Here is a 25,170-nt window from a genome sequence, read left to right on the forward strand (position 1 = left end):
ACGTGTCACGGAATCGGGTCCGGGCCGCAGTCTGCGGCCCGGGCCCGGTTCCGTTGTGCGTGGTCGTTGTCGTTGTCACAGGTCACGAGCCGTGAGGCGGTGGCATCCATGGAGGTGCCTGCGGGCTCCCGCAGCCGTCAGCGGTCGAGCTGAAGGCGGGACCAGGACCGCATGGCGAGCAATCCCGATACGAGCGGGATCAGCAGCACGAGCGCCAGCTGGGCGGCGGAGACGTCCCCCGGCCGCATGGCCCACAACGAGGGTGCGGCGACGGGAAACCAGGCGCCGGTGCCCGAGACGACCATGACCTGAGCGACGACGACGGTGCCGATGGACGTCGCGATCCCCGGGAGCAGACCCCGGCCGAGCGTCGCCGCCCACGCCGCCGGAGCAGCGAGCAGCCCGGAGAAGGCGGCCAGCGCGAGCAGCCGCACGAGCCCGGCGAGCGCTTCGCCGTCCGGCGCCCCGTTGCCCGCGACGAGGCCGGTCACGGCGAGGACGGACACCAGCGCGACCGCGACACCGGCCGTCCAGGCAGCGAACGCGGTCAGCTTCGCCGCCATGACGGTGGCCCGCGACACCGGCAGTGCGAACAGACCGCTGACCGTGCCCTCGGCGAACTCCCGCCCCACCGCCCACGCCAGCACGACCCCGAACCCGAGCAGGCCGCCCGCACCGGTGATCTGTGCGGCCACACCGGTCAGCCGGTCCCAGCCCTCCGCGCCGGCGAACTCGCCCAGCTGCGCGAGGATTCTTTCGTTGCCCGCCTCCGCGGCCGCGGTCATCGAGCCCGTCAGCACCGCGATGCCCGCGACGATCAGCACGGTGGCCGTCCGTACGACCCGGGACGCGGCGAACTTGCGTACCTCGACGGTCAGCGCCGCCGCGAATGCCGTGTTCATCCTGTTCCTCCCTTCCTCCGCTCGTCATCGGCATGGACCAGGGCGAAGAAGGACCGTTCGATGTCCACGCCTGCCGGGTCCAGCGTGCCGATCGTGCGGCCACGGTTGACGACGGTGATGCGTTGCGCGGTCCGCGCCACCTCGTCGAGGTGGTGGCTGGAGACGAGCACCCCGGCCCCGGCGTCCGCTCTGCGCCGCAGAGCCTCCCGCACGAGGATGACTCCCGCCGGGTCGAGGGCGCTTGTCGGCTCGTCGAGCACGATCAGGTCCGGGTCGTGCTGGAGCGCACCGGCGACCCCGAGGCGCTGCAGGTTTCCGCTGGAGAGCACCCGCGCACGTACACGGGCGTACTGTTCGAGATCGAGTTCGGCCAGCGCACGGGTCACGGTGGCGGGTATGCGCGGTCGCGGGACGCCGCGCATCCGGGCAGCCATCGTGAGATTGGCTGCGACGTCGAGTTCGGGGTACGCGAGCGGGTGGCCGACGAGATGGCCGACCCCGGCCCACGTCTTCGCGGACGCTTCGCCGAGGCCGCAGCCGTTGAGGCGTACGGATCCGGAGTCGGGCCGCAGCATCCCCAGCAGGAGGCGCATCAGCGTCGTCTTTCCGGAACCGTTGAGGCCGACAAGAGCGTGGATCTGTCCGGCGGCGACGTCGAGGTCCATGTCGTGCACGCCGGCGCCGCCCGGGAATGCGCGCTCCAAGCCCCGTATCTGCAGGCGGAGTTCACTCATTCCGGCGGCCCTCCACCGTGTCCAGCGCGGTGAGCACCGCGTCGCCGAGGGGGGCGTCCTCGCTCACCGACCACTCGAGCAGCGCCGCAGTCACCGCGGCGAGTACGGCCGCGGCGGCCACCTTTGCGGACAGCGGCCGGGCTCCGTCCCGTACGAGCTGCTCTGCGACCAGCCGTTCCGTCTCGCTGTTGTTGCGCCACATCTCACCCCTCAGGGCGGGTGTGCCCGCCACGATCCGCACCCGCCTCCGTACGACGTCGCCGTCCGGTTCCGGTACACGCGACCACGCCTGCCGCAGACCGCGGGCCGCTCTGCGGAGGGGGTCCAGATCTTCCGGCTGGGCGGCGACGGCGTCGGCGATCAGGGCGTCGTAGGGATCTTCGAAGAGGACCTGGTGCTTTGCCGGGAAGTGCCGGAAGAACGTCATCTCGGTTACGCCCGCGGCGGCGGCGATCTGTGCCACCGTCGTCTGCTCGAACCCCTGGCGCTCGAAGAGGGTCAGGGCCGCGCCGGCTAGCCGCTCCCGCGTCCGCTCGCTCTTGCTCATGACTGCCCGCCCCGTTTCCGTGCTCCACCCACGCCGATGTTAGAGGCTAACATTTTTGGACGCAGCCGAAGCGGGCCGGTCCGCGCGGGGAGACAAAGGACGTTGCGGGGCCCGCCCGCGCGCAGGGGAGCTGAAGGGTCCGAGGCACGGACGGGCGCGACCGCGCCTCGCGCCCGGGTGGTGCGGGCGGACCCGATGCGCCGCGCTGCGGAGAAGAAGCGGTCCTGCGACCGGCGTCAGAGGCGCTCCGCCGCCAGGTGTTCGGCGAGCTGCTCCAGCAGGGGGCCTGCCTGCGACATGCAGCGGGCCGTGTCCCTCTCCAAGTCGGTGAGGGCGTAGGCACGTTCGATGCCGGCGCCCTTGAGGGCCTTGTCGTCGAGCGCCAGGCGTCCGCACACCGCGAGGACGGGCCTGCCGGCCTTGCGGGACGCGGCGGCGACACCAGCGGGCGCCTTGCCGTGCAGGGTCTGCTCGTCCAGCGAGCCCTCCCCCGTGATGACCACGTCGGCGCGCTCGAGTGCGCCGGCGAAGCCGAGCACCTCCAGCAGCACGTCGATACCGGGGCGGAACGTCGCGTTCAAGCCGACGAGCGCGCCGTAGCCGATGCCGCCGGCCGCGCCCGCTCCGGGCGCCTCGGCGGTCTCGGCCGCCCTCGGCCCGACGGAGTCGCCCATCACCTGCACGAAATGCGTCAGCGCCGCGTCGAGGACCTGCACGTCCTCCTCGCCCGCGCCCTTCTGCGGGCCGTAGACCGCGGCCGCTCCCTTCGGACCGGTGAGCGGGTTGTCGACGTCGCTGGCGAGTACGACATGGATGTCCTTGAGCCGTTCGTCGAGGCCGGAGAGGTCGGCGGAGACCATCTCCACCAGCGGGCCGCCGCCGTGCGGCACGGGATCGCCGTCCTCGTCGAGGAAGCGGGCGCCGAGCGCCTCGAGCATGCCGGCGCCGCCGTCCGTCGTCGCGGACCCGCCCACGCCGAGGACGACGGCACGGGCGCCCGCCTCGACGGCGGCGAGGAGCAGCTCGCCGGTGCCGCGTGTGGTTGCGGTCAGGGGGGCGAAGACGCCGGGCGGCATCAGTTCGAGGCCGGACGCCTCGGCCATCTCGACCACGGCTGTTCCGTCGCGCAGCGCGAAGGCCGCGGTGACGGGCGCGCCGAGCGGTCCGGTGACCTCCACCTCGTGGCGCTCGAAACCGGCGGCGACGGCTGCCGCCACGGTGCCGTCGCCGCCGTCGGCGACGGGAAGCGATTCCACACTCGCGTCGGGCCGCGCCCGCCTGATCCCTGCTGTGATCCGCTCGGCGACCTCCACGGCCGTCAGCGATCCCTTGAACTTGTCCGCGGCGATCAGTACGCGCGCCGTCGTCGTCATGGTTCTGCCCCTGGGTCTGTTTACGTTCGAACAGGCAGTCGCGCCGATGCGACCCTATCCGCCGCGAGGCCCCGGCCACCATGGGCTATACGACGGCTGCCTGCCACGTTCCCGTGCCGGAGGTGCCGGAACCCCGTGCCGGGGGTACCGGGCGGACGGAACGCCGGGACCGGGCGGCCCGTCGGCGCCTCAGGCGCGCCGGCGCAGCTCCCGCCAGACCGCACGGGCGGCATGGTGTCCGGACATTCCGTGCACTCCCGGCCCGGGCGGCGTCGACGAGGAGCACAGGAAGACCGCGGGGTGAGCGGTGCTGTAGGGAAGGGTCGTCAGCTTCGGACGGATCAGAAGCTGGAGTCCGTCGGCAGCTCCCGCGCAGAAGTCGCCGCCGACGTAATTGGCGTTGCGGGCGGCCAGTTGAGGGGGTCCGGCCGTGGCACGCGCCAGCACGAGGTCGCGGAACCCCGGTGCGAAACGCTCCAGTTGGGCCTCGACGTGCTCGGTGGCGTCGCCTTCCCAGCCCTTCGGGACGTGTCCGTACGCCCAGAAGACATGTTTGCCCGCCGGTGCGCGGCTCTCGTCGACGAGGCTCGGCTGGGCCGTGATCAGGAAGGGCCGCTCCGGGACCTGCCCGGAGACGGCCGCCTTCAGTGCCGTGCCGATGGCGCCCGCCGTCGGGCCGACGTGGACGGTGCCCGAGCGGCGTGCCGCGTCGGACGTCCACGGCACCGGCCCGTCCAGCGCATAGTCGATCTTGAAGACGCTCGCCCCGTAGCGGAAGCCCTCGTAGGCGTTGCCGAGCCCGGCGATGCGCGCGAGCGCACGGGGTGAGGTGTCGAAGACATAGGCGCGGGCCGGGGGCAGTTCGTCGAGGCGCTTGACCTCGGTGCCGGTGTGGATCTGCCCGCCGTTCGCCCGCAGATACGCGGCGAGTGCGTCCGAGATGGCCTGTGAGCCGCCGCGCGGCAGCGGCCAGCCGGCCTTGTGCGCGGCCAGGGCGAAGGTGAGGGCCGCTCCGCTCATGGCGGGAGTGGACAGCGGCGCGATGACGTGGCCGCCGAGGCCGGCCATCAGCGCGCGGGCCTTCTCGTCGCGGAAGCGGAGGTTGAGCAGGTTCACCGGTTGCAGCGCCGTCAGACCGAACCGGGCGAGGAGCAGCGGATCGTAGGGGAAGCGGCCGTTGAACCAGGAGCCCATGCCGAGGAAGTCGGCGGCGAGAGTCTCCCACTTGGCGAGGAACGGTTCGACCATGCGCCGGTAGGTGCCCGCGTCGCGCGGGCCGAGCGAGAGGGCCGTATCGCTCACGGAGCGGGAAAGGACGGCTGCCGTGCCGTCAGGAAAAGGGTTGGCCATGCACAGTTCGGGGTGCAGCCACTCCAGCCCGTACTGCTCCAGCGGCATGTTGTTGAAAGCCGGGGAGACCGCCGCCGTGGGATGGACCGCGGAGCACGGGTCGTGCCGGAATCCCGGCAGCGTCAGCTCCTCCGTGCGGGCTCCGCCACCCACGGTCTCCTTCGCCTCGAACAGTTCGACGGAGAAGCCGCGGCGGGCCAGTTCGACCGCCGCGGTCAGCCCGTTGGGTCCCGCTCCGACGACGACCGCGTCACGGATCGATGGCACTGTCGGCTCTCCCCTCGCCTGTGAGGTCGCGCGCCGCACCGGTCAGCGTCCGGCGCGCAGCAGCCCCACCATACGCCGGGCCGTTCCGGCGTCCCGCGCCGCGGTGAACGGCAGCGCGTTACCTCCGGCGAGGCGGAAGGGCTCGCCCGCGACGGTGCGGCTCTCGCCGCCCGCCTCGGCCACGAGGAGCAGCCCCGCGGCGTGGTCCCACGCGGCCTCCCAGCTGAAGGCGACGGCGTCGACGCGGCCGCGCGCCACGGACAGATACTCCAGTCCGGCGGAGCCGCAGGGGCGGGGTGCCACGCCCTCGGTGCGCAGCCCGAGCAGCGAGCTCTTCTGCTCGTCGGTGGTGAAGTCCGGGTGGGATGTGGCCACTTCGAGCACCTTCTCCTCCCCGGGGGAACCGGCGCACAGCACCTCCCCGTTGAGGAGCGCGCCACCGCGGTGCCGTGCGATGGCCATCTCGCCGGGAACGGGGGCGTAGGTCCAGGAGGCGAGGATCTCGCCGTAGCGGGCGAGGGCGACCAGCGTGCAGAAGCCCTCGTGTCCGCGGACGAACTGCCGTGTGCCGTCGATCGGATCGACGATCCACACGGGTGCGTCGCCGTGCAGGGCCTCGTACGTGGCGGGCTTGGCGTGCACCGCCTCCTCCCCGACGACGACGGAGCCGGGCAGCAGCCGGACCAGTTCCCTGGACAGCTGCTCCTCCGCTCGCTGGTCGGCGACGGTCACGAGGTCGTGGGGGCCGCTCTTCTGCACCACTTCGTGGTCGGAGAGCTGACGCCAACGAGGCGTCACCTCTTCCGCGACGGTCCTGCGCACGGCGCCTTCGACTGCTGCGACCAGCTCATCGTCGATCATGCGCCCATCAAAGCACGGGGTGCGCGCGGTCCGCCCTCCCCCTGCCCCCGGGGCCTCCGCCGGCGTCAACGGCCCACCGCGTAGCCCTGCATGCCGCGCGGGTTGGCGCCGGCGCTGAGCACGCCGGTCTCCGGGTCGCGTGCCACGGCGCACAGCCGCCCCTCCGACCAGGACGGGCCGACCTCGACGTCGTGACCGCGCCGCCGCAGCCCGTCGACGACGGCCTGCGGCGTCCGGGCCTCGACGGTGACGCTGCCGGGGCGCATGGCACGCGGGTAGAAGGAGCCGGGGAAGCTGTCGGTGTGCCAGTTGGGGGCGTCGATCGCGCCCTGGAGGTCGAGCCCGCCGCGTACGTGGGGGCGCAGCGCGGCGGCGAGGAAGAAGTGGAGCTGCCACTGGTCCTGCTGGTCGCCGCCGGGCGTGCCGAACGCGAGCACCGGCCGTCCGTCGCGCAGCGCCAGCGACGGGGTGAGGGTGGTGCGGGGACGGCGGCCGGGCGTCAGGGAGTTGGGCAGGCCGGGCTCCAGCCAGGTCATCTGGAGGCGTGTGCCGAGCGGGAAACCGAGTTCGGGCACGACGGGGTTGGAGTGGAGCCAGCCGCCGCTGGGGGTGGCGCTGATCATGTTGCCCCAGCGGTCGACGACGTCGATGTGGCAGGTGTCGCCGCGGGTGGCGCCGTCACGGGCGACGGTGGGCTCCCCCGCTCCGGCGGAGGCCCCCAGGAGGTCGAAGCCTGCCGCCTCGCCGGCGGCCACCGCGGTGGCGTGCGCGGAGAGGCGGGGTTCGCGGCCGCCGGGGCTTCCGGGACGCAGTTCGCGCGAGGCCTCCTCGCCGATGAGGGCGCGCCGCGCGGAGTTGTACCCGTCGGACAGCAGCGCTTCGACGGGGACGGCGGCGGCGCCGTCGGCGTCCCCGTACCACGCCTCGCGGTCGGCCATGGCGAGCTTGGTGCCCTCGATCAGGCGGTGGACGAAGGCCCCGTCCGCCGAAGCGGAGCCGGCCGGTTCGTCCCCGAAGTGCACGTCCGCGGCGGAGATCCGGTCGGGCAGGAGGGCGAGCTGCTGGAGCAGCGCCGGGCCCTGGGACCACGCGCCGGCCTTGCAGACCGTCCAGCCGTTCCAGTCGTAGGTGACGGGGTCCTCGTACGTGGCCTCCCAGCCCGCGAGGTCGTCGCCCGTGAGGGTGCCGGCGTGGCGCTCCCCCGAGGTGTCCATGGTGGGGCGGGCGGAGGCTGCGAGGAGGGCGTCGGCGACGAAGCCCTCGCGCCATGTCCGGCGCGCGGCTTCGATGACCTGTTCGCGGCCCGGTCCGGCCGCGGCGGCCTCCGACAGGAGCCGCTGCCAGGTCGCGGCCAGCGCCGGGTTCTTCAGCAGCGCGCCGGGGGCGGGCGGGCGCCCGTCCGCGAGGTAGAGGGCCGCGGAGGTGGTCCACTCCGTCTCGAAGAGCTCCCGTACGGTCTGCACCGTCTCGCCGACGCGTTCGACGGCGGGGTGGCCGCGTTCGGCGTAGCCGATGGCGTAGCCGAGGACGCGTTCCAGGGACTGGGTGCCGTGGTCGCGCAGCAGCGTCATCCAGGCGTCGAAGGCGCCCGGCACGGCGGCGGCCAGGGGCCCGGTGCCGGGGACGAGTTCCAGGCCGAGCGAGGTGTAGTGCTCCACGCTCGCGCCGCGCGGTGCGACGCCCTGGCCGCACAGGACCTGCACGGGGCCGTCGGCGGGGGCGACGAGGATGGGCACCTCGCCGGCGGGCCCGTTCAGGTGCGGTTCGACCACCTGCAGCACGAAGCCCGCGGCGACAGCGGCGTCGTAGGCGTTGCCGCCGTCCTCCAGTACGGCCATCGCGGTCTGCGAGGCGAGCCAGTGGGTGGAGGAGGCCATGCCGAAGGTGCCTTGGAGAGTGGGGCGGGTCGTGAACACGGGTGGTGCTGCTCCCTGCTTCGTGGGCTGCTTCGCCGATCGGGGTGGGGTGTGCGTCCGGTCCTGGGTCTCTGCCTCGGTGTCGTCCGGTCCTGGGCTTGCTGTCCGGCCCTGGGTTTGCTGTCCGGGCCTCTTGCCGGGTCTTCTGTTGTCGCGGCGCCTCCGCCGCCCCGTTCAGGCGCGGGCGTGTGCCGGCACGGCCGCGTCCGGCGCGGTGCCGTCGTCCGCCACGAGGTGGCAGGCGACCGTGCGGTCGCCGTCCGGTCCGGGCAGCGTGCGGTGTTCCGGTGCCTGTGTACGGCACCGCTCGACGGCGAGGGGACAGCGGGTGTGGAAGCGGCAGTGGTCCACAGTCTGCGCCGTGCCCGCGGCCTGGGGGAAGACGGGGCCGGTCGGATCGCCCTGCAGCACGATCCGCTGCCGTGCGCGCTGGACGGGCGGGTCGGGTACGGGCACGGCGGAGAGCAGCGCCTGCGTGTACGGGTGCTTGGGCGCGGCGAACAGGTCGGCGGCGGGCGCCACTTCGATGATCTCGCCGAGGTACATCACGGCGATGCGGTCGGCGAGGAACTCCACGGCGGCCAGGTCGTGCGTGATGAACAGGCAGCCGAAGCCGCGTTCGCGCTGAAGGTCCGCGAGGAGGTTGAGCACGGAGGCCTGCACGGAGACGTCGAGGGCGGAGGTCGGCTCGTCCGCGACGAGCAGCATCGGATCCACGGCGAGCGCCCGGGCGATGGAGACCCGCTGCCGCTGTCCGCCGGACAGCTCGTGCGGGCGGCGATCGGCCGTCCCGGGCGGCAGCCCGACCTGGCCCAGCAGGGTCTCAACCCTCCCCCTGACTTCGTCGGGGGGACCCCCACGCAGGCCGGTGCCCCTCGCCATCCGGTGCAGCGCGAGCGGTTCGCCGACGATGCGGGAGACGCGCATGCGCGGGTCCAGGGACGCGGAGGGGTCCTGGAAGACGATGTTGAAGTCCTTGCGCAGCGGGCGCAGTTTGCGCGCCGGCAGCCGCGTGATGTCGGTGCCGCCGATGCGGACAGTCCCGGCGGTGGGGGTGTCGAGCCGCACGACGCACCGGCCTACGGTCGACTTGCCGGAGCCGGACTCGCCGACGAGGCCCACGACTTCGCCGCGCTTCACCGTCAGGGAGACCCCGTCGACGGCACGTACCGTGCCCTTTCCCCGGGGGGCGGTGAAGTGCCGTACCAGATCGCGTACTTCGAGGGCGGGGGCGTCCGCCGCCGCGCCTGTGGCCGTCTCTGCGGGCGAGTTCACAGTGTTTTCTCCTCTGTCTCCTCTGTCTCCTCTGTCTCCTCTGTCTCCTCTGTCTCCCCTGTCTCCTCCGTGCAGCCGGTGAGTTCGCCGGTGCCGTTCAGCGGGTGCCGGCAGGCCACTGTGTGCCCGCGGCCGCCGTCGGTTTCCTCGGGAGCGGCGAGCACGGGCCGCGAGGCGGTGCACTCCTCGTCCGCGCGTGAGCAGCGCGGCGCGAACGTGCACTCGTCCGGCTGGCGGGAGAGCCCGGGGACGATGCCGGGGATCTCCCGCAGCCGCGCCCGCTCGCCCGCGGGGGCGGACGCCGTCGCGCCGGGGCGCGGCACCGCGTCGAGCAGGCCGCGGGTGTAGGGATGGCGGGGCTGTGCGAACAGGTCGTCGACGCGGGCGTGTTCGACGGCACGCCCTGCGTACATCACCAGCACGCGGTCGGCGGTGTGGGCGACGACGCCGAGGTCGTGGGTGATCAGCACGACGGCGGTGCCCAGCCGTTCCCGCAGTGACGTCAGCACGTCGAGGATGCCTGCCTGAACCGTGACGTCCAGCGCCGTGGTGGGCTCGTCCGCGATGAGCACCGCCGGGTCGCAGGCGACGGCGATTGCGATCATGACGCGCTGGCGCATGCCGCCGGAGAGCTGATGCGGGTACTCGTCGATGCGCCGCTCCGGCGCGGGAATGCCCACCAGCTCCAGCAGTTCGACGGCGCGCCGCTTCGCCGCCCGCCTGTCGAGGCCCTGGTGGCGGCGGAGCACCTCCCCGATCTGGCGTCCCACGCTCAGCACCGGGTTGAGAGACGTCATCGGCTCCTGGAAGATCATGGAAAGCTCGGTCCCGCGCACTCCGCGCAGCAACTTCTCCTCGGCGCCCACGAGTTCGCGTCCGCGGAGCGTCACGGAGCCGGTGACGTCCGCCGTCCCGGGCAGCAGGCCCATCACGGCGAGGGACGTGACGGACTTGCCGCAGCCCGACTCGCCCACCACGGCGAGCACTTCGCCGGGCTCGACTTCGAACCCGACGCCGTCGACGGCGTGCACGTCGCCCTCCTCGGCGTGGAAGGTGACGGCCAGGTCGCGTACGCGCAGCACCGGGCCCTTGTGACCGGTGGTGGGCTCGGCACCGGTGGAGGCCGCTGGGACCGGCTCGTTCACCGGGTCACCCCCCTGGGGTCGAGAACGTCGCGCAGCCCGTCACCGAAGAGGTTGAACGCCAGCGTCGCCGCGACGATGGCCAGTCCGGGGAAGACTGCCATCCACGGCGCCGCCGCGATGTAGGGCTGCGCGCTGGAGAGCATCACGCCGAGCGAGGGGTCGGGCGGCTGCACGCCGAGGCCGAGGAAGCTGAGCAGTGCCTCCCCGATGATGGCGGTGGGCACGCCGACGGTGGCCTGTACGAGCAACGCCGAGGCGGCGTTGGGCAGGACGTGCCGGGCAAGGACGGTTCCGTCACCTCCGCCGCAGGCGATCGCGGCCCCGATGTAGTCGAGGTGTTTCAGCCGCAGCGTCTCGGCGCGCATCACGCGTATCACCTGCGGGACGAGCGAGATGCCGATGGCGATCGTCGCGTTCAGCAGCGAGGGCCCCAGCACTGCGGCGAGCCCGACGGCCAGCACCAGGAACGGGAAGGCGAGCAGCGTGTCGGTGAGGCGGGAGACGAGCGAGTCGGCGAACCGTCCGTAGTAGCCGGCGATCAAGCCGAACGGCACGCCCACCGCGAACGCCAGCGCCACCGCCAGCACGCCCACCTGCATGGAGGCGCGGGCACCGTGGATCACCCGGGAGAGCTGGTCGCGGCCGAGGTCGTCGGTGCCGAGCCAGTGGTCCGGTCCCGGCGCGGCCAGTGCGGAGCCGAAGTCGGCGCGCGCCGGGTCGTAGGGAGCGATGAGCGGCGCGGCGAGCGCGACGAACACGAAGACCGCCGCGATGACACCGCCGGTGAACGCGAGCTTGTTGCGGCCCAGTTGACGCAGCACGCTCTTCGGTCGCGCCGCTGCGGCCGGGGGTTCCGCGACCGGGGCGCGCGTCCCGTCCGGCCCGGTGCCTCCGGCGGTTCCGGTGACCGTGCTCACTGTGCACCTCCCAGCCTGATGCGGGGGTCGATGACGGAGTAGAGGAGGTCCACGGCGAGGTTGACGAGGATGTAGCCGGCAGCGGTGAAGAGCACGACGCCCTGCACCATCGCGTAGTCGCGCGTGAACACCGCGTCGATCATCAGCTTGCCGAATCCGGGCAGAACGAAGATCTGCTCCGTGACGACCGCGCCGGAGATGAGGTGGCCCAGCTGGAGTCCCAGCACGGTCACCACGGTGACGAGGGAGTTGCGCAGCGCGTGCCCGCCGATGACCTGGTGCGGTGCGAGGCCCTTGGCGCGGGCAGTGCGCACGTAGTCGGCCGACAGCGACTCCAGCATCGCCGCTCTCGTCTGCCGCATCACCACGGCGGCGAGCCCGCTGCCCAGGACGACGACGGGCAGCACCATGCGCCGCAGGTTCTCCAGCGGGTCCGTACCGAAGGGCACGAAGCCCGAAGCGGCGAACACCGGCACGGCGATGGCGAATCCGAGGATGAGAACGATGCCCAGCCAGAAGTTCGGAACCGAAAGGCCCAGCAGGGCAACGGTGTTGGCCAGCCACTCGGCGGGCCTGCCGCGCCGCACGGCCGCGGCCACGCCCCCGCCGATACCGACGACGATCGCCAGCAGCAGGGACAGCAGGGCGAGTTCGAGAGTGACTGGCAGTGCTTCGAAGATGCCGTCGACGACGGGCAGGCCGGTGCGGGCCGAGGTGCCGAGGTCGCCGGTGACGGCGTTCTCGACGTAACGCCCGTACTGCACCGCGATGTTCTGGTCGAGGCCGTACTGGGCCCGGATCGCGGCCAGCGCCTCCGGGGTGGTCTCCTCGCCGGCGAGTGCGCGTGCGGTGTCGCCGGGCATGGCGCGCACACCGAGGAAGACGACGATGCTGACGAGGACCAGCGTCAGTGCCGACTGGCCCAGCCTGCGCAGCACATACCGGGTCATCGGCTCCCCTCCGTACCTTCCCCTGGGGCCTGTCCCCCTCGCTCCTCCCCCTGGCTTCGCCTGGGGGTGCCCCCAGGGGGGACCCCCAGGGCAGACCCCGGGCCGCGTGCGTAGCCGGCGTTCTCGACGCGTATGAGGCCGTCGCCGTAGACGCGCAGGCCCGCCACGTCCTTCGTGGCCACGACGTAATTGCGCTGCCGGTAGAGGTAGATGAGCGCGTGCTGGTCGTTGATGGCGCGAGTGACGTCGCGGTAGATGCCTCGGCGCTCTTCCGGGTCGGCGGTGCGGCGTCCCTCCTCGATGAGGGAGTCGATGTGCTTGTCGGAGATGCCCGAGCGGTTCTCCGAGCCGAGGGTGGCGGCGAAGGCGTCGATGTTGCCCGCCGGGTCGAGCCGGCCGGACCAGCCGACCGAGACCGCCTCGAAGTCGCCCTTGTCGGCGTGTTCGAGGAGCGTGGTGAACTCCGTGGGCCGCAACTTCACCTGGAATCCGGCGTCCTTGGCCATCGCCTGGATCACCTGCCCGAGCCGCATGTCCTCCACCGTGTTGGAGATGGTCAGTTCCACGGGCACCTGCCCCTTCGCACCTGTCTCGCGCAGGAGTTGGCGCGCCTTGCCGAGGTCACGGCCCGGGCATGTCGTCTTCGTGCCCAGTTCGCTGGAGGGGGCGACCGGTCCGCATGCGGTGTCGTACATGCCCTGGAAGACGATCTTGTTGATGAGGCGGCGGTCCAGGGAGAGTTCGAACGCCTCGCGGATGCGCTTGTCGCGGGCGAGGGAGCTGTTCACCTTGCCCGGCTTCTCGCCCAGGCCCCGGGCGTTGCCCACGTTGACGGTCAGGCCCTGGTAGCCGAGCGTCGGGGAGTTGAAGAGCTGGAGCTTGTCGTCGGTCAGCGCGCTCTGCACCTCCAGCGGCGCGGTCTGGTCGCTGATCTGCGCGTCGCCGGAACGGAGGTTGGCCAGCCGCACGTTGCCGTCGATGATCGTGCGGTAGACGATCCTCTTCAGGTGCACGCGGGAGGCCGCGTAGTAGTTGGGGTCCTTCTCCAGCACGATGCGGTCGCCCGTCACGCGCTCGTCGAAGCGGAACGGCCCCACGCACGAGGGGTGCGCGGCGAAGTCCTCGCCGTACTTCTTCAGGGCACGCGGGGACATCACCATGCCGGAGCGGTCGGCGAGCGCACCGAGCAGAGGCTCGTAGGGCTCCTTCAGCCGCAGTTCGACCTCGTGGTCACCGACGGCCTCGATGCTCTCGACGGGCTCGAGTTCGCTGGCTCGGGCCGAGGCCGGCAGATCGCGGTGCCGCTTCAGCGACGTCTCGACGGCCTTCGCGTCCAGTGTCGTCCCGTCGCTGAAGCGGGCGCCGCGGCGGATGCCGATGACGACCTTCCGGCCGCCGTCGCTCACCTTCGGCATGCCGGAGGCCAGTTGAGGCTTGATGCGGTTCTCCGCGTCGGTGTCGTAGAGCTTCTGGCACATCGCGGCGAAGACGCTGCGGCCGACGAGGGTGCTGCCCAGGCTCGGATCGAGCTTGTCCGGATCGGACTTGAACGCGACGGTGAGCGTGCCCCCGTCCTTGACGGGCCTGGTGTCGCTCATCCGCACGCCGCCGACTTCGGTGGCCGACGTCGTCAGGGAGGCGCAGCCCGTCACGGCGAGGGCCAGTGCGGCAGTCAGGGACGCGGCGCGCGAGGAAGCTGATACGCGAAGCCGCATGGGTGCCCACCTCTGAAGCGGACCGACAGGATCCGGGAGACTGTATGCCGTATACAGTCAGTCTGGCTAGCCCCCGGACAGGATCTCCGGCCAGGCGCCCCGGTCACCACATGCCGGCAAGGTGCGCGCCGGGCTTCTCGCGGCCACACTCTTCTGCGCCGATGGTCCAGCGCGGGCACCGGCCCCGCGCAGGCGTCGGGCGGCTACGAACGGGGGTGGTGGCTGCGGCAGCGCCGTGACTGTCCTGACCCGGGCAGCCCGGCGCAGCTCGACCTGCCGTGTTCACCACAGCGCACAACCCGGCCACCCTGCGCGACCGCTCGATCCTTCCCGGGGTGACTACTCTTGGCCCGCATGGCTGCATCCCCTGACACCCCCGGCCCCGCAACCCCCGCACACGACGGGCCGCCCGCCGCGAACTCCTTGCGCGGCCCGCTCGTCGCGATCCTCAGCGGCGCGGGGATCTCCACGGACTCCGGCATCCCCGACTACCGGGGCCCGCAAGGGCTTTGGCGCAGCGACCCGGAGGCGGAGAAGCTCGTCACGTACGACTACTACATGAACGACCCTGACATCCGGCGCAAGTCGTGGCAGATGCGCCGCACCAGCCCCACCTGGGACGCCCGTCCCAACGCGGCGCACGAGGCGATCGCGCAGCTGGAGAAGGCCGGCAAACCCGTGCGTGTGATCACGCAGAACGTGGACGGGCTGCACCAGCTCGCGGGGCTGCCGGACCGCAAGGTGCTGGAGCTGCACGGCAGTTCGCGCACGGTGATGTGCACGCAGTGCGAGGCCGGGAGCACGATGGCGCAGGCCCTGGAGAGGGTCGAGGCGGGCGAGGAGGACCCCGCGTGCGTGGAGTGCGGCGGCATCCTCAAGTCGGGCACGGTCATGTTCGGGCAGGCCCTCGACCCCGAGGTGCTCGGGCAGGCGGTGGGCGTGGCCAAGGCGTGCGACGTGTTCGTGGCGGTCGGCACGTCGCTCCAGGTGCAGCCCGCGGCGTCGCTGGCGGAGATCGCCGTCGACCATGGCGCCCGCCTCGTCATCGTCAACGCCGAGCCCACGCCGTACGACGGCCTGGCGGACGAGCTCGTGCGCGAACCCATCGGCGAGGCCCTGCCGGCGCTGCTGGAGCGGCTGCACGCGGAGTGATCCCCGCCCGGCCGAGGTTGCCGCGACCGGCAGGCCTTCCGGGACGGGCACCGGCACCGGGCGTGCGGGGGACGGTTGCGGCCAAGTCGCAGTAGTTCCCGGCCCGTTGACCCGCTCCGGTGCTCGCCGGCACCGGCCCCGCCTGGCGGGCCACCTCCCGTCCCTCCTACGATGCTGGTCATCACGGGGAGGGGTGGATACGTGGCGCAGCGTATGGGACGCGTGGAGCTGGGCGTCAGCTGGATCGTCCGGAACCTGGACGTCGTCATCGCGGTCGGGCTGGGTCTGACGATCGGGTTCCTGGACGTCTTCGGGGACGCCGTCAGCGACGACGTCTCCTCCGGTGCGACTCTCCTCGTTCTCGGTGCACTTGCCGTGGGGTCGATGACGGAGCGCGTGCGCCGCCGGTCCGACATCCAGGAGGTGTCCGCCGACACGCGCCGTGCGCTGGAGGACCTGGCGATGGTGCGCTCCCTGTCCGGCAGCGAGGTGGGGGAAGCGCTGAGCAAGGCCCGGGAGCAGACCAACCGCTGGTACTTCAAGGGCGGAACGGGCACCTATCTGCGAGCGGTGACACTGCCGCGCTGCGTGGAGGCGGCGACCCGGCAGCGCACACCCCTCAGCATCAAGATCGACATCATCAACCCCGGCAGCGAGAAGACCTGTTCGGACTATGCGCGCTTCCGGCAGACCTTCGCGCGGCAGCGGAACGTGGACGCGGCCAACGCCTGGACGGCGACGCGCACCCGCAAGGAGTCGTACGCGACCGTGCTTGCCGCCTGCTGGTACCGGCAGCGACTGGACACGCTGGAGATCAGCGTGCATCTCTCGGCGGGAGTGCCGACGCTCCGCTTCGACCTGTCCGAATCCTGCCTTGTCATCACGCAGGACGACCCCAACCGCGTCAACCTCCTCGTGGCACGCGACCAGCCGCTCTACGACTACTACGTCACTGAGCTGCACCAGAGCAGGGAGCAGGCCGAGCGGCTCGACCTGCATGCGCTGCCGCCGCTGAGCGACGAGCCGACCGTCGACGAAGTACGAGCGGTTTTCGACCATTTGAGGCTCCCGCTTCCCGCCGTCTTCACCGACACCGACGTCGGCGAGATCATCGACAAGGCACTTCACGCGGAGGACCCGTACCGGAGGTGACCTCTCGGGCGCCATGGACTACGACGAGCTCGAACATGCGCTGCGGAGCGGCTCCGCGGCACGCGCGCCGCGCGAGGCGGCGGTGGACGTCCTCGGTGAAATCGCATCGGGGACACGGGAGTTGAGAGCGGTACGGCATCCGCTGGGCTTTCTGTGCCTGCCCGTGGTGCGCGACGGGGAGCGGGGCGTGTGCGTCCATCTCTTCGGCGGCGAGGTCCCGGCCGGGGAGCCCGCGGCGGCCGGAGTGCACGCGCACAGCTGGGAGTTGGTCAGCCATGTGCTCTACGGCCATGTCTCCAACGTCCCCGTGCGGGTCACGGACCCGGCGGCACCCGCACCGGCGTCCGGCCGGGACGCCGGCCCCTCCCCCGGGCCGACCCACCGTGTCTTCGAGGTGCACAGCGCACCCGACGGCACGGACGAACTGCGGCCCACCGGGCGCCTCGTGCGCAGCGAGCCGGGCCCGGAACACACCAGTGCCGGCGGGGAGACCTACACGCTGGCGGCCGGCGAGTTCCACTCGACAGTCGTCAGGAACGGCGAGCCCGCGGCCACGCTCGTGCTGGGCAGGACGCTTCCGGGCCGCAGCGACCTCTTCCTCGGACCGCTGCACGGCCCGGGCCACCGCACTGTGCGCCGGCTGTGCGGGGAAGAAGACACCCGAAGGACCGTGCGGGCTGCGCTGAGGAGGGTCCATGCAGGGCATCGGGAGTGACGCGGCCGCGGCCGCATCCGGGAACGACCGGCCGGGCGTGCACACCGGCGCGTACACGTACGAGCAGAAGGTCGCGGTCGAAGCGGCCGAGGAGGCCGGTGCGTTACTGAAGGCACGCTTCGCCCAGGCGCACACGGTGGGCAGGAAGGGCGACGGCGGCGACGTCGTCACCGACCTGGATCTGGCGGCGGAGAAGGTCATCCTCGGCCGGCTGCGCACACACTTCCCGCACGAGCGGATCGTCTCCGAGGAGGCCGGGCTGCTGGATGCCTCCGGCAGCCGGACGTGGCTGGTGGACCCGCTCGACGGCAGCAACAACGTGGCGATAGGGCTCACCGCCTACGCGGTCGGGATCGCGTTGTGCGTGGACGGTTCGCCCGTCGTCGGCGTGGTGCACGAGCCGGTGACGGGGCGGACGTGGCACGCGGCGCTCGGCCGGGGCGCCTGGTGCGGCACCGCGCGGCTCGGCGGCCCGCGCGGCGAGCCGCCGCGCAGCGGCCCGGTTCTCGCGTGGACGCAGGGGCACGCGGTGGGCAGGAGCGACGTGCGCGCTCAGGCTCTGCGCAGGGCCCTGGAGCTGGACTCGCGGCGCGTACTGCAGCTGTGGGCACCGCTGTTGGGATGGACCATGCTGGCGAGCGGCACCATCGACGGGTACGTCGGCTACCGGGCGGAGGGCGTCGACTTCCCGGGCGGTGCGCTGCTGGCCGCCGAGGCCGGCGTGGAGTTCCGTTCCCTCTCGGGCGGCGCCTTCCGGGTGGGCTTCGAGGGACCGGACTCGGGCCGGAGCTTCGTCGCGGGCCGCGGTGAGATGCTCGGGCGTCTGGTGGACCTGGCGTCCGCGGCGTCCGGGAGCGCGCCCGCGGCGGAGTGACCGGCTCGTGAACGGAGTTCATGACCGGAGTTTCGTGACCGCGGCTGACTGACCGGGGCTCGTGACCGGAAGGGCTCAGACGAGCGCGAGCGCGGCGGTGGCCGACACGGTCCCCGTCACGGCGAGCACCAGCCCGGTGGCCATGAAGCGGCGCAGGGGGATCCGCGTGCCGTGCCAGCGGCACCGCTCGAACCACAGCAGCGTCGCCAAAGACGCCCAAGGAGTCACCAGAGGGCCGACGTTGGTGCCGATGAGCAGGGCCAGAAGCTGGTGGTGGTTCCCGATCGGGACCGCCGCCTCCCCCGCGAGGTAGGCCGGGAGGTTGTTGAGGACGTTGGACAGGCCGGCGCCCACGCCCGCCGAGCGGAGCATGCCCAGCGGCCCGCCGTCGGAGCCGATCGCCGCCGTGAGCAGATCGTGCAGCCCGTGGGCGCTGACGGTCTCCACCACGAGGAACATGCCCGGCACCAGCATCAGCAGCCGCCACGGGACGAGCGAGAGCCGCAGCTCCGCTCGGCGTCTGAGCGCGAACGCGGCGACGACCACGACAGCCGCCGTCAGCGATGCGGACCACAGCGGCACGTCGATCACGAGGATCGACAGCAGAAAGCCGGCGCAGGCGAGCGCGCACACGCGGAAGAGCACGGGGTCGGCGGGCCGCAGCGGCTGCGGCGGTATGTAACTCTCTGCGCCGCGCCGGCCGAGCCGCCAGTAGAAGGCCCACAGGCACGCCATGGTCACCAGGATCGAGACCAGTTGCGGCACGCCCATGGTCGTGGCCATCTCGACGGGCGTGAGCGCGACACGGTCGGCCGCGAGCAGGTTGGTGAGGTTGGAGACGGGCAGCAGCAGGCTCGCCGTGTTCGACAGCCAGACCGTCGTCATGGCCAGCGGCACGGCCGCGATGCCGACCCGTGTGGAGAGCGCGAGCATCACGGGCGTGAGCAGCACCGCCGTGGTGTCCAGGTTGAGCGTGATCGTGGTGACGGACGCGAAGAGCACGCACAGGCAGAACAGCAGCGGATAGCTGCCCTTCCCGGTGCGGGCGACCCACGAGGCGACGGCGTCGAAGACCTCCGCCCTGCCGGTCAGTTCGGCCAGGACGATCACCGTGGCGAGGAAGACCACGAGCGGCGCGATGCGGGTCATCGCCTGCCCGGCCGGGTCCGTCGGCAGGACCCCGGTGGCCACCAGGAGGATGCCGCAGACGAGGAGTCCGCCGGCGAACCAGTCAAGGGGATGCGCTCTCTTCAGGATTCGCACGCCAGACAGAATCCCACACGTGCCGTGAGGAGAATGTCGCAGCCTGTCGAACCCGAGGTGTCCGACCTGCCTCTCAGCTCCTACGATGCCCACATGACGGGCAACGGGGAACTTGTGGGCCACACGCGGGACTTGGACTTCTTCATCAGCTACTCCCCGGCCGACGAGCAATGGGCCTCGTGGATCGCCTGGACGCTGGAGGAGGCCGGCTACCGCACCGTGATCCAGGCGTGGGACTTCGTCCCGGGCACGAACTTCATCGACTTCATGGACCGCGGCGTCAGCGAGTCCGTCGCCGTCATCGCAGTCCTCTCCAGCCACTACGGGCGCTCCACGTACGGACGCATGGAGTGGCAGGCGGCGCTGCGTGCCGAGCCGGAGGCGCCCGAGCGCAAGCTGCTGACCGTGCGGGTGGAGGACATTCCCATCGAGGGCCTCCTCGCGACGATCACGTACGTCGACCTCGTGGGCGTCAGCGACACCGAGTCGGCGCGGGAGATGCTGCTCACGCGCGTCGGGCAGGCCGTCGAGGGGCACGCACGCCCGGGGCTTCGGCCCGGCTACCCGGGCAGCGCCGCCGGGGAGGTCCCCGGGCCGCGCGCCCCCGGCGGCCCGGCCGGCCCCGCCGAACAGGCCGAGCACCGGCGCGAGGACGGGCAGCGCCCCCTGGGCCGTACGGGCTGGTCCGGACGCCGGCGCCCCGCCAGGGCCCCGCAGTACCCGGCCGCCCCGGGCGGCGGCGCCGGGTCGCGGCAGGACGCCCTGTCCGTACTGCACGTGGCCGGCCCCAACTTCGGCCGCGGCCGCGAACCCGACGCGCTGCTGCGGGAGATGTGGAGCGACCTCGTCGAGCTGAAGGACGCCGGCGCCCCCGCCCCCGACCTCCTCGTCGTCTCCGGTGACCTGACGGCGTCCGGAAGCCCCCGCGAATGCGACCAGGCCCTCAACTTCCTTACGGGGCTGCGGTCCCAGCTGGACCTGCCGCCGCAGCGGATGGTGATCGTTCCTGGCACGCAGGACGTCAGCCAGGCCGCGTGCCTGGGCTACTTCCACACCTGCGAGGCCGACGAGGTGCCGCCGCAGCCGCCGTACTGGCCCAAGTGGCGCCACTACACCCGCCTCTTCCGCGGCCTCTACCACGGCATGGACACGGTTTTCGAGAGCGACCAGCCGTGGACGCTCTTCCCCGTGCCCGAACTGCACACCGTCGTCGCGGGGTTCAACTCCTCCATCGCCTTCAGCCACCGCAAGGACGACCAGTACGGCTTCCTGGGCCGCGACCAGGCCACCTGGTTCTCCGAGGCGCTGCGCACGTACGAGGAGGAGGGCTGGCTGCGCATCGGCGTGCTGCGGCACCCGCTGACGGAGGGGCGGCAGCGGCCCGACGACGCGCCGGGCGGCCCGGGGCCGCTGCGCGACGCCGACACCTTCGCGCGGCTGACCGCGCGCCGCCTGCACTTCGTGCTCCACGGCCCCACCGGCGGCCCCCGCACCGCCTCCTCCGAACCGTTCCACGCCCAACTGTCGACCCCGGCAGGCACATTGCCCCTGTTCGGCTCCGCCGCCCCGGCCCGCTGCGAACTGCTGCGCGTGGCCGCCGACGGCGTCACACGCTGGACGGACGAAGCCGGCAGCGAGCCCGCGGAGTTCCCCCTCGAATGGCGCGCCGCCCACCGGATCTTCGCCGTCCCCGACGAGCCGGCCGCCCCCCTGCCCGTCCCGGCCCCCGCCGCGCCCGAGGACGACAGGGACAACCGTCCCCTCGAAGAGCCCGCCGACTCGCTCGCCGAGCGCGTACGCGAGGTGTGCCGGGCCCGCCACGAGAGCGTGCGCCTGCGCGACGTCCCCCGCCGCGACCATCACGACATGGCCCAGATCATGGCCACTTGGCACGAGGAAGGCGTGGTGCGGCAGCAGCGCATCTCCGTCCATCCGGGCACACCGACGGACGAGGAGATCGACCGCTTCATCGCGCAGGCACACGCGACGGACACCGGCTCCGAGGCGGAGGTCGTCCACGAAGGCCCCGCGCCGGAGCGTTCACTGCGGGAGCGGGCGAGCCGGCGGGGCATCCGCGTCCGCAGCTTCCTCGAGTTCCAGGGGCTGCTCGACCTGCGCGGGTACGTCGACGCCCAGACGGCGGGCCTCAGCGCAGACGACCGCTATCCGCCGGGCCTCTACCTCCCCGGGCGCTACCGGGACGCGGAACGCCCGGACGGCGAGGAACGCGACGGCCTCGTCGAGAACATGCTCGACCTGCTGGCGGCCGACCACGGCCGCTTCGTCCTGCTCCTGGGGGACTTCGGGCACGGAAAGACCTTCGCCCTGCGGGAGTTGGCCCGCCGCATCCCCGAACAGCTGCCGCATCTCACGCCGTTGCTCATCCCGCTCAACACCCTCGACCGCGCGCACAGCCTCGAAGGTCTCGTCGCCGCGCACCTGGCCGGTCACGGCGTCGACACGATCGACCTGCGGGCGCTGCGCTACATGCTCGCGCAGGGGCGCGTCGTGCTGCTCTTCGACGGCTTCGACGAACTGGTCAACCGCGTCAGCTACGACCGGGCCGCCGACCACCTCCAGGTCCTGCTGGACGCGTCCGTCGACAACGCCAAGATCGTCGTCAGCAGCCGCACGCAGCACTTCAAGTCGCAGGCGCAGGTCCTCACCGCCCTGGGCGAGCGCGTCGGGATGCTCCCCCGGCGCCGCGTGCTCTCCCTCGAAGGCTTCGTCCCGGCGCAGATCCGCAGGTATCTCGTCAACCGCTACGGCGACGAGGCACTTGCCGACGAGCGCTTCCGCCTGCTGCAGAACATTCCCGACCTGCTGGAGCTGAGCCGCAACCCGCGGCTGCTCAGCTTCGTCGCCGACCTGGGGACCGAGCAGCTTCGCGCGGTGGCGGGGGCCGGCCGCGCGCTGAGCCCCGCGGGACTGTACGAGGACGTCTTCGCCGCCTGGCTCGCCTTCGAGGAGCGCCGCGGCCAGGGCGGCCCCGGCGCTGCCCCCGGCCTGAGCGTCGAGCAGCTGTGGGCCGCGGTCACCGCGCTGGCGCAGCGGCTGTGGGAGAGCGGCCGCAGCGCCCTCCGCCTCGACGAACTGACCGAGACCGTCGCGGAGACGCTAAGCGGACTGGTGGGAAGCGGCTCGATGTCCACCCAGGAGAGCGCGCAGGCCGTCGGTGCGGGCAGTCTTCTGGTGCGGACGGAGGAAGGGCTCTTCCACTTCATTCACGGCTCCGTCGTCGAATGGCTCATCGCACGCGAAGCGGCGGCCCAACTGGCCCTCGGTGACGACACGTTGCTCGCCGCGCGTCCCCTCACCCAGCTCGCCGTGGAGTTCTTCTGCGACCTGGCCGACCACGAGCTGTGCACCGAGTGGGTCCAGAACGTGCTCAACTCCCCCGGCCCTCGCACGAGCGAGGCCGCCCGCGCCAACGCGGTGCGCGTCATCGACCGGCTTCGGGTGCCGGCCGACGCCGATCTGCGCGGCGCCCGCCTCGTCGGCGAGGACCTCTCCGCCCGTGACTTCTCCGGCGTCGACCTGACCGGGGCCGACCTGACCGACGCCCGACTGCTGGGCACCAACCTCTCCGGCGCCGTGCTGCGCGGCGCCCGCCTCGTCGGTGCCCGCCTGGACCAGGCCGACCTCAGCGGTGCCGACCTCACCGGCGCGGACCTGCGCACGGCGAGGCTGACCAGGACCGACCTGCGCGGCACCATGCTGACGGACAGCCGGTGGAACAGGGCCGCGCTGATCGACCCCGTCACCGACGAACTGACCGAAGCGGCACCGGAGTTGGCCACGGCCGCCATCGCGCCGGGCATGCCGGTCGAGGCGGGGCTGCGCCCCTCGGGTGTCGGCGTCCCCTACGGCTTCGACATGCGCACGAGCCGGCTGCCGGAACCGGTCTCCTACAGTCCCGAGGGTGAACTCCTCGCCGTGGGCAGCGAGGACGGCGGCGTCCTGGTGTGCGCCGCGGACACCGGCCGGGCCGTGCGTACGCTGCACGGCCACGAAGGACGGGTCTACGCCGTCAAGTTCCGCGCGAACGTGCTCGCCACGGGCGCGGCCGACGGCGAGGTGCGGCTGTGGGACCCGGTCTCGGGCCGGTGCCGGCACCGTATCGAGGTCCACCCCGGCGGTGTCTGGCCCGTCTCGCTCGACGCCGGGGGCCGGCAGCTGGCCACCGGCGACGCCGAGGGCATGGTGACGCTGTGGGACGTGGCCACCGGCCGGCCCCTGCACCGGCTGCCGGGGCACGCTGTCCCCGTCTACACGGCCGTCTTCAGCCCCGACGGCACCACCCTCGTCACGGGAGACGCGGGCGCGGCCCTGCGGATCTGGGACACCCGCACCGGGCGGTGCGCCGCGGAGGTGGACGGTCACCAAGGGGCCCTCTACCGGGCCAGGTTCAGCCCCGACGGGACGCTCCTGGCGACGGGCGACCGCGGCGCGGACGGCCACGGCACCGTACGCGTATGGGACATGACGGGCTCCGGCGAAGGGTCGCAAGGGGAGGCGCCCCGCCTGCTCCACGAGTTCACGGGCCACACGGGCCACGTCTACTCGCTCGACTTCCACCCGTCGGGCGGGCTGCTCGTCAGCGGCGACACCGACGGCCAGGTACGCCTGTGGGATCCCCGCGTCGGGGCTCCGGCCGGCACCCTGGAACGCGGCACCGGCGCCGTCTACCAGGTGCTGTTCGGCGACGAGGGCCGGCTCCTCGCCGCCTGCGACAGCGACGGCGCGGTTCGGCTGTGGCGGGTCAACTCCCCCGGCAGCGGCGGGCGTTCGGTGGCTCTGCTTCCGCAGCAGCCCGTCGAGCACCGCGGCTCCGCCTGGGCGTGCGCCTTCCGTCCGCACGACCGTCAGCTGCTCACCGTCGGCAATGACGGCGGCGCGCAGATCTGGGACGCCGGAACAGGTCAGGGCAAGCGGATCCTGCGCGGCCACGGACGGCGCGTCAACACCCTCGCCTTCAGCTCCGACGGCGCCCTCCTCGCGACGGGAGGCAACGACGGGCTGGTGCGCATGTGGGACGCCCGCTCGGGGCGGCGAACCGCCGAACTCTCCGGCCGCGGCGACCGGTTGGTCTCCGCGGTCTTCAGCCCCGCCGGTCCCGTGCTCGGCACCGCGAGCAACGACGGCGACGTCTACCTGTGGAACGCCACGAACGGCGAGTACATGCGGGAGATCGACGTCGAGACCGACCACACCTGGGCGGAGGCCTTCAGCGGCGACGGTGAACTCCTGGCCACCGCGAACGACGACGACACCGTCCAGCTGTGGTGGCGGGCCACGGGTGCGCACGTGACGACGCTGTCGCTGCACCGCGGCCGGGTGCGCTCCATCGCGTTCCGCGAGGACGGCGCGCTGCTTGCCACCGGATGCGACGACAGCCACGTCAGGCTGTGGGAGCCCGCCACCGGACGCCTCGTCGCCGACCTCGAGGGGCACGCCGACCGCGTGTACGCCGTCACCTTCTGCTGCGGCAACAGCGCGCTGCTGAGCGCCTCCTGGGACGGAACGGCCGTCGTGTGGGAGGACGGCGAGCAGCGGCACGTGCTGCGCGGGCACCGCGGACGGCTGTGGACGGCGGCGGCACACCCGCGGCGTCCGCTGCTGGCGACCGCCGGGGACGACCGCGCCGTCTGCCTGTGGGACGCGGACAGCGGCGAGATGACGGCACGGCTGACGGGACACACCGGCCGCGTGCACACCCTCGCCTTCAGCCCGGACGGCACACAGCTGGCGAGCGGCGGCGAGGACGGCACGGTCCGCCTGTGGAACGTCCCCGAGGGTCCGGATCCGGCGGCCGGCCCCGGTCTGCGCGCCACCCTGATCGGCGTGCCCGGCGGCTGGGCGGCGCTGACGCCGAGCGGCGGGTACAAGTACGAGGGCGACGTGACGGGCGAGTTCTGGCACGTCGTCGGCATGACACGGTTCACCCCGGGAGAGCTCGACGCCTACCTCCCGGGCGTCCACCGCCTCGCCCTCGACGCGGAGCTGTGACGGGGGTGCGCGGGCCCAGATGGATGTGGCGTGCGGGTGCCCGCCCTCGCCCC

The 25,170-nt window shown here is 72.5% G+C and carries 18 protein-coding genes; 5 read left to right on the forward strand and 13 right to left on the reverse strand.

Going from position 1 to position 25,170, the window contains the following annotated elements; all coding sequences use genetic code 11:
* Positions 1-137: 137 nt before the first annotated feature.
* From EV375_RS27040 to EV375_RS27095, 12 genes are all read right to left on the reverse strand, one after another.
* Positions 138-902: an ABC transporter permease gene (locus tag EV375_RS27040; protein ID WP_130302543.1), complete on the reverse strand. Its 765-nt coding sequence runs from the start codon at positions 900-902 to the stop codon at positions 138-140.
* Positions 899-1,636, reverse strand: a complete 738-nt coding sequence (locus EV375_RS27045) for an ABC transporter ATP-binding protein (RefSeq protein ID WP_130302544.1) — start codon at positions 1,634-1,636, stop codon at positions 899-901. The genes EV375_RS27040 and EV375_RS27045 overlap by 4 nt, the downstream gene beginning before the upstream one ends.
* The gene (locus EV375_RS27050) at positions 1,629-2,183 is read right to left on the reverse strand and encodes a TetR/AcrR family transcriptional regulator (RefSeq protein WP_130302545.1); all 555 of its coding nucleotides are present in this window, start codon (positions 2,181-2,183) and stop codon (positions 1,629-1,631) included. The genes EV375_RS27045 and EV375_RS27050 overlap by 8 nt, the downstream gene beginning before the upstream one ends.
* 236 nt (positions 2,184-2,419) lie before the next feature.
* Positions 2,420-3,556 carry a glycerate kinase family protein gene (locus tag EV375_RS27055; protein ID WP_130302546.1) on the reverse strand — a complete coding sequence of 379 codons (1,137 nt, stop codon included), beginning with the start codon at positions 3,554-3,556 and terminating at the stop codon, positions 2,420-2,422.
* A 189-nt stretch (positions 3,557-3,745) separates the two neighbouring features.
* Positions 3,746-5,173, reverse strand: coding sequence for a phytoene desaturase family protein (locus EV375_RS27060; protein WP_130302547.1), 1,428 nt, complete (start codon positions 5,171-5,173; stop codon positions 3,746-3,748).
* 42 nt (positions 5,174-5,215) lie between these two features.
* Entirely contained in the window at positions 5,216-6,034 is an 819-nt protein-coding gene (locus tag EV375_RS27065; protein WP_130302548.1) for an inositol monophosphatase family protein, read from the reverse strand.
* 65 nt (positions 6,035-6,099) lie between these two features.
* Complete coding sequence (locus tag EV375_RS27070; protein ID WP_165434858.1) at positions 6,100-7,950, reverse strand: gamma-glutamyltransferase; 1,851 nt, start codon at positions 7,948-7,950, stop codon at positions 6,100-6,102.
* Between the two features lie 174 nt (positions 7,951-8,124).
* A complete protein-coding gene (locus tag EV375_RS27075) occupies positions 8,125-9,225 on the reverse strand; it encodes an ABC transporter ATP-binding protein (protein WP_130302549.1) in 1,101 nt (366 codons plus the stop codon).
* Positions 9,222-10,370: an ABC transporter ATP-binding protein gene (locus EV375_RS27080; protein ID WP_486588830.1), complete on the reverse strand. Its 1,149-nt coding sequence runs from the start codon at positions 10,368-10,370 to the stop codon at positions 9,222-9,224. The genes EV375_RS27075 and EV375_RS27080 overlap by 4 nt, the downstream gene beginning before the upstream one ends.
* Complete coding sequence (locus EV375_RS27085; protein ID WP_486588876.1) at positions 10,367-11,191, reverse strand: ABC transporter permease; 825 nt, start codon at positions 11,189-11,191, stop codon at positions 10,367-10,369. The genes EV375_RS27080 and EV375_RS27085 overlap by 4 nt, the downstream gene beginning before the upstream one ends.
* A 92-nt stretch (positions 11,192-11,283) precedes the next feature.
* Positions 11,284-12,237 carry an ABC transporter permease gene (locus EV375_RS27090; RefSeq protein WP_130302551.1) on the reverse strand — a complete coding sequence of 318 codons (954 nt, stop codon included), beginning with the start codon at positions 12,235-12,237 and terminating at the stop codon, positions 11,284-11,286.
* A complete protein-coding gene (locus EV375_RS27095) occupies positions 12,234-13,952 on the reverse strand; it encodes an ABC transporter substrate-binding protein (RefSeq protein ID WP_130302552.1) in 1,719 nt (572 codons plus the stop codon). Before EV375_RS27095 ends, EV375_RS27090 begins: the two co-directional genes overlap by 4 nt.
* 354 nt (positions 13,953-14,306) lie before the next feature.
* Between EV375_RS27095 and EV375_RS27100 the strand changes: the two genes are divergently transcribed.
* The 4 genes from EV375_RS27100 (at position 14,307) to EV375_RS27115 (ending at position 17,845) form a co-directional block, all read left to right on the forward strand.
* Positions 14,307-15,104, forward strand: a complete 798-nt coding sequence (locus EV375_RS27100) for an SIR2 family NAD-dependent protein deacylase (RefSeq protein ID WP_130302553.1) — start codon at positions 14,307-14,309, stop codon at positions 15,102-15,104.
* Between the two features lie 201 nt (positions 15,105-15,305).
* Complete coding sequence (locus EV375_RS27105; RefSeq protein WP_486588831.1) at positions 15,306-16,256, forward strand: hypothetical protein; 951 nt, start codon at positions 15,306-15,308, stop codon at positions 16,254-16,256.
* 13 nt (positions 16,257-16,269) lie between these two features.
* A complete protein-coding gene (locus EV375_RS27110) occupies positions 16,270-16,971 on the forward strand; it encodes a hypothetical protein (RefSeq protein ID WP_130302554.1) in 702 nt (233 codons plus the stop codon).
* A complete protein-coding gene (locus tag EV375_RS27115; protein ID WP_130302555.1) occupies positions 16,952-17,845 on the forward strand; it encodes an inositol monophosphatase family protein in 894 nt (297 codons plus the stop codon). Before EV375_RS27110 ends, EV375_RS27115 begins: the two co-directional genes overlap by 20 nt.
* Before the next feature lie 75 nt (positions 17,846-17,920).
* On the opposite strand, the gene EV375_RS27120 is transcribed toward EV375_RS27115, so the two are convergent.
* A complete protein-coding gene (locus EV375_RS27120; RefSeq protein ID WP_130302556.1) occupies positions 17,921-19,108 on the reverse strand; it encodes an SLC13 family permease in 1,188 nt (395 codons plus the stop codon).
* 93 nt (positions 19,109-19,201) lie between these two features.
* Here EV375_RS27120 and EV375_RS27125 point away from each other — a divergent pair, with 93 nt between their 5' ends.
* A complete protein-coding gene (locus tag EV375_RS27125; protein ID WP_130302557.1) occupies positions 19,202-25,117 on the forward strand; it encodes a WD40 domain-containing protein in 5,916 nt (1,971 codons plus the stop codon).
* Positions 25,118-25,170 lie beyond the last annotated feature (53 nt).

Source organism: Streptomyces sp. CNZ301 (assembly GCF_004217425.1).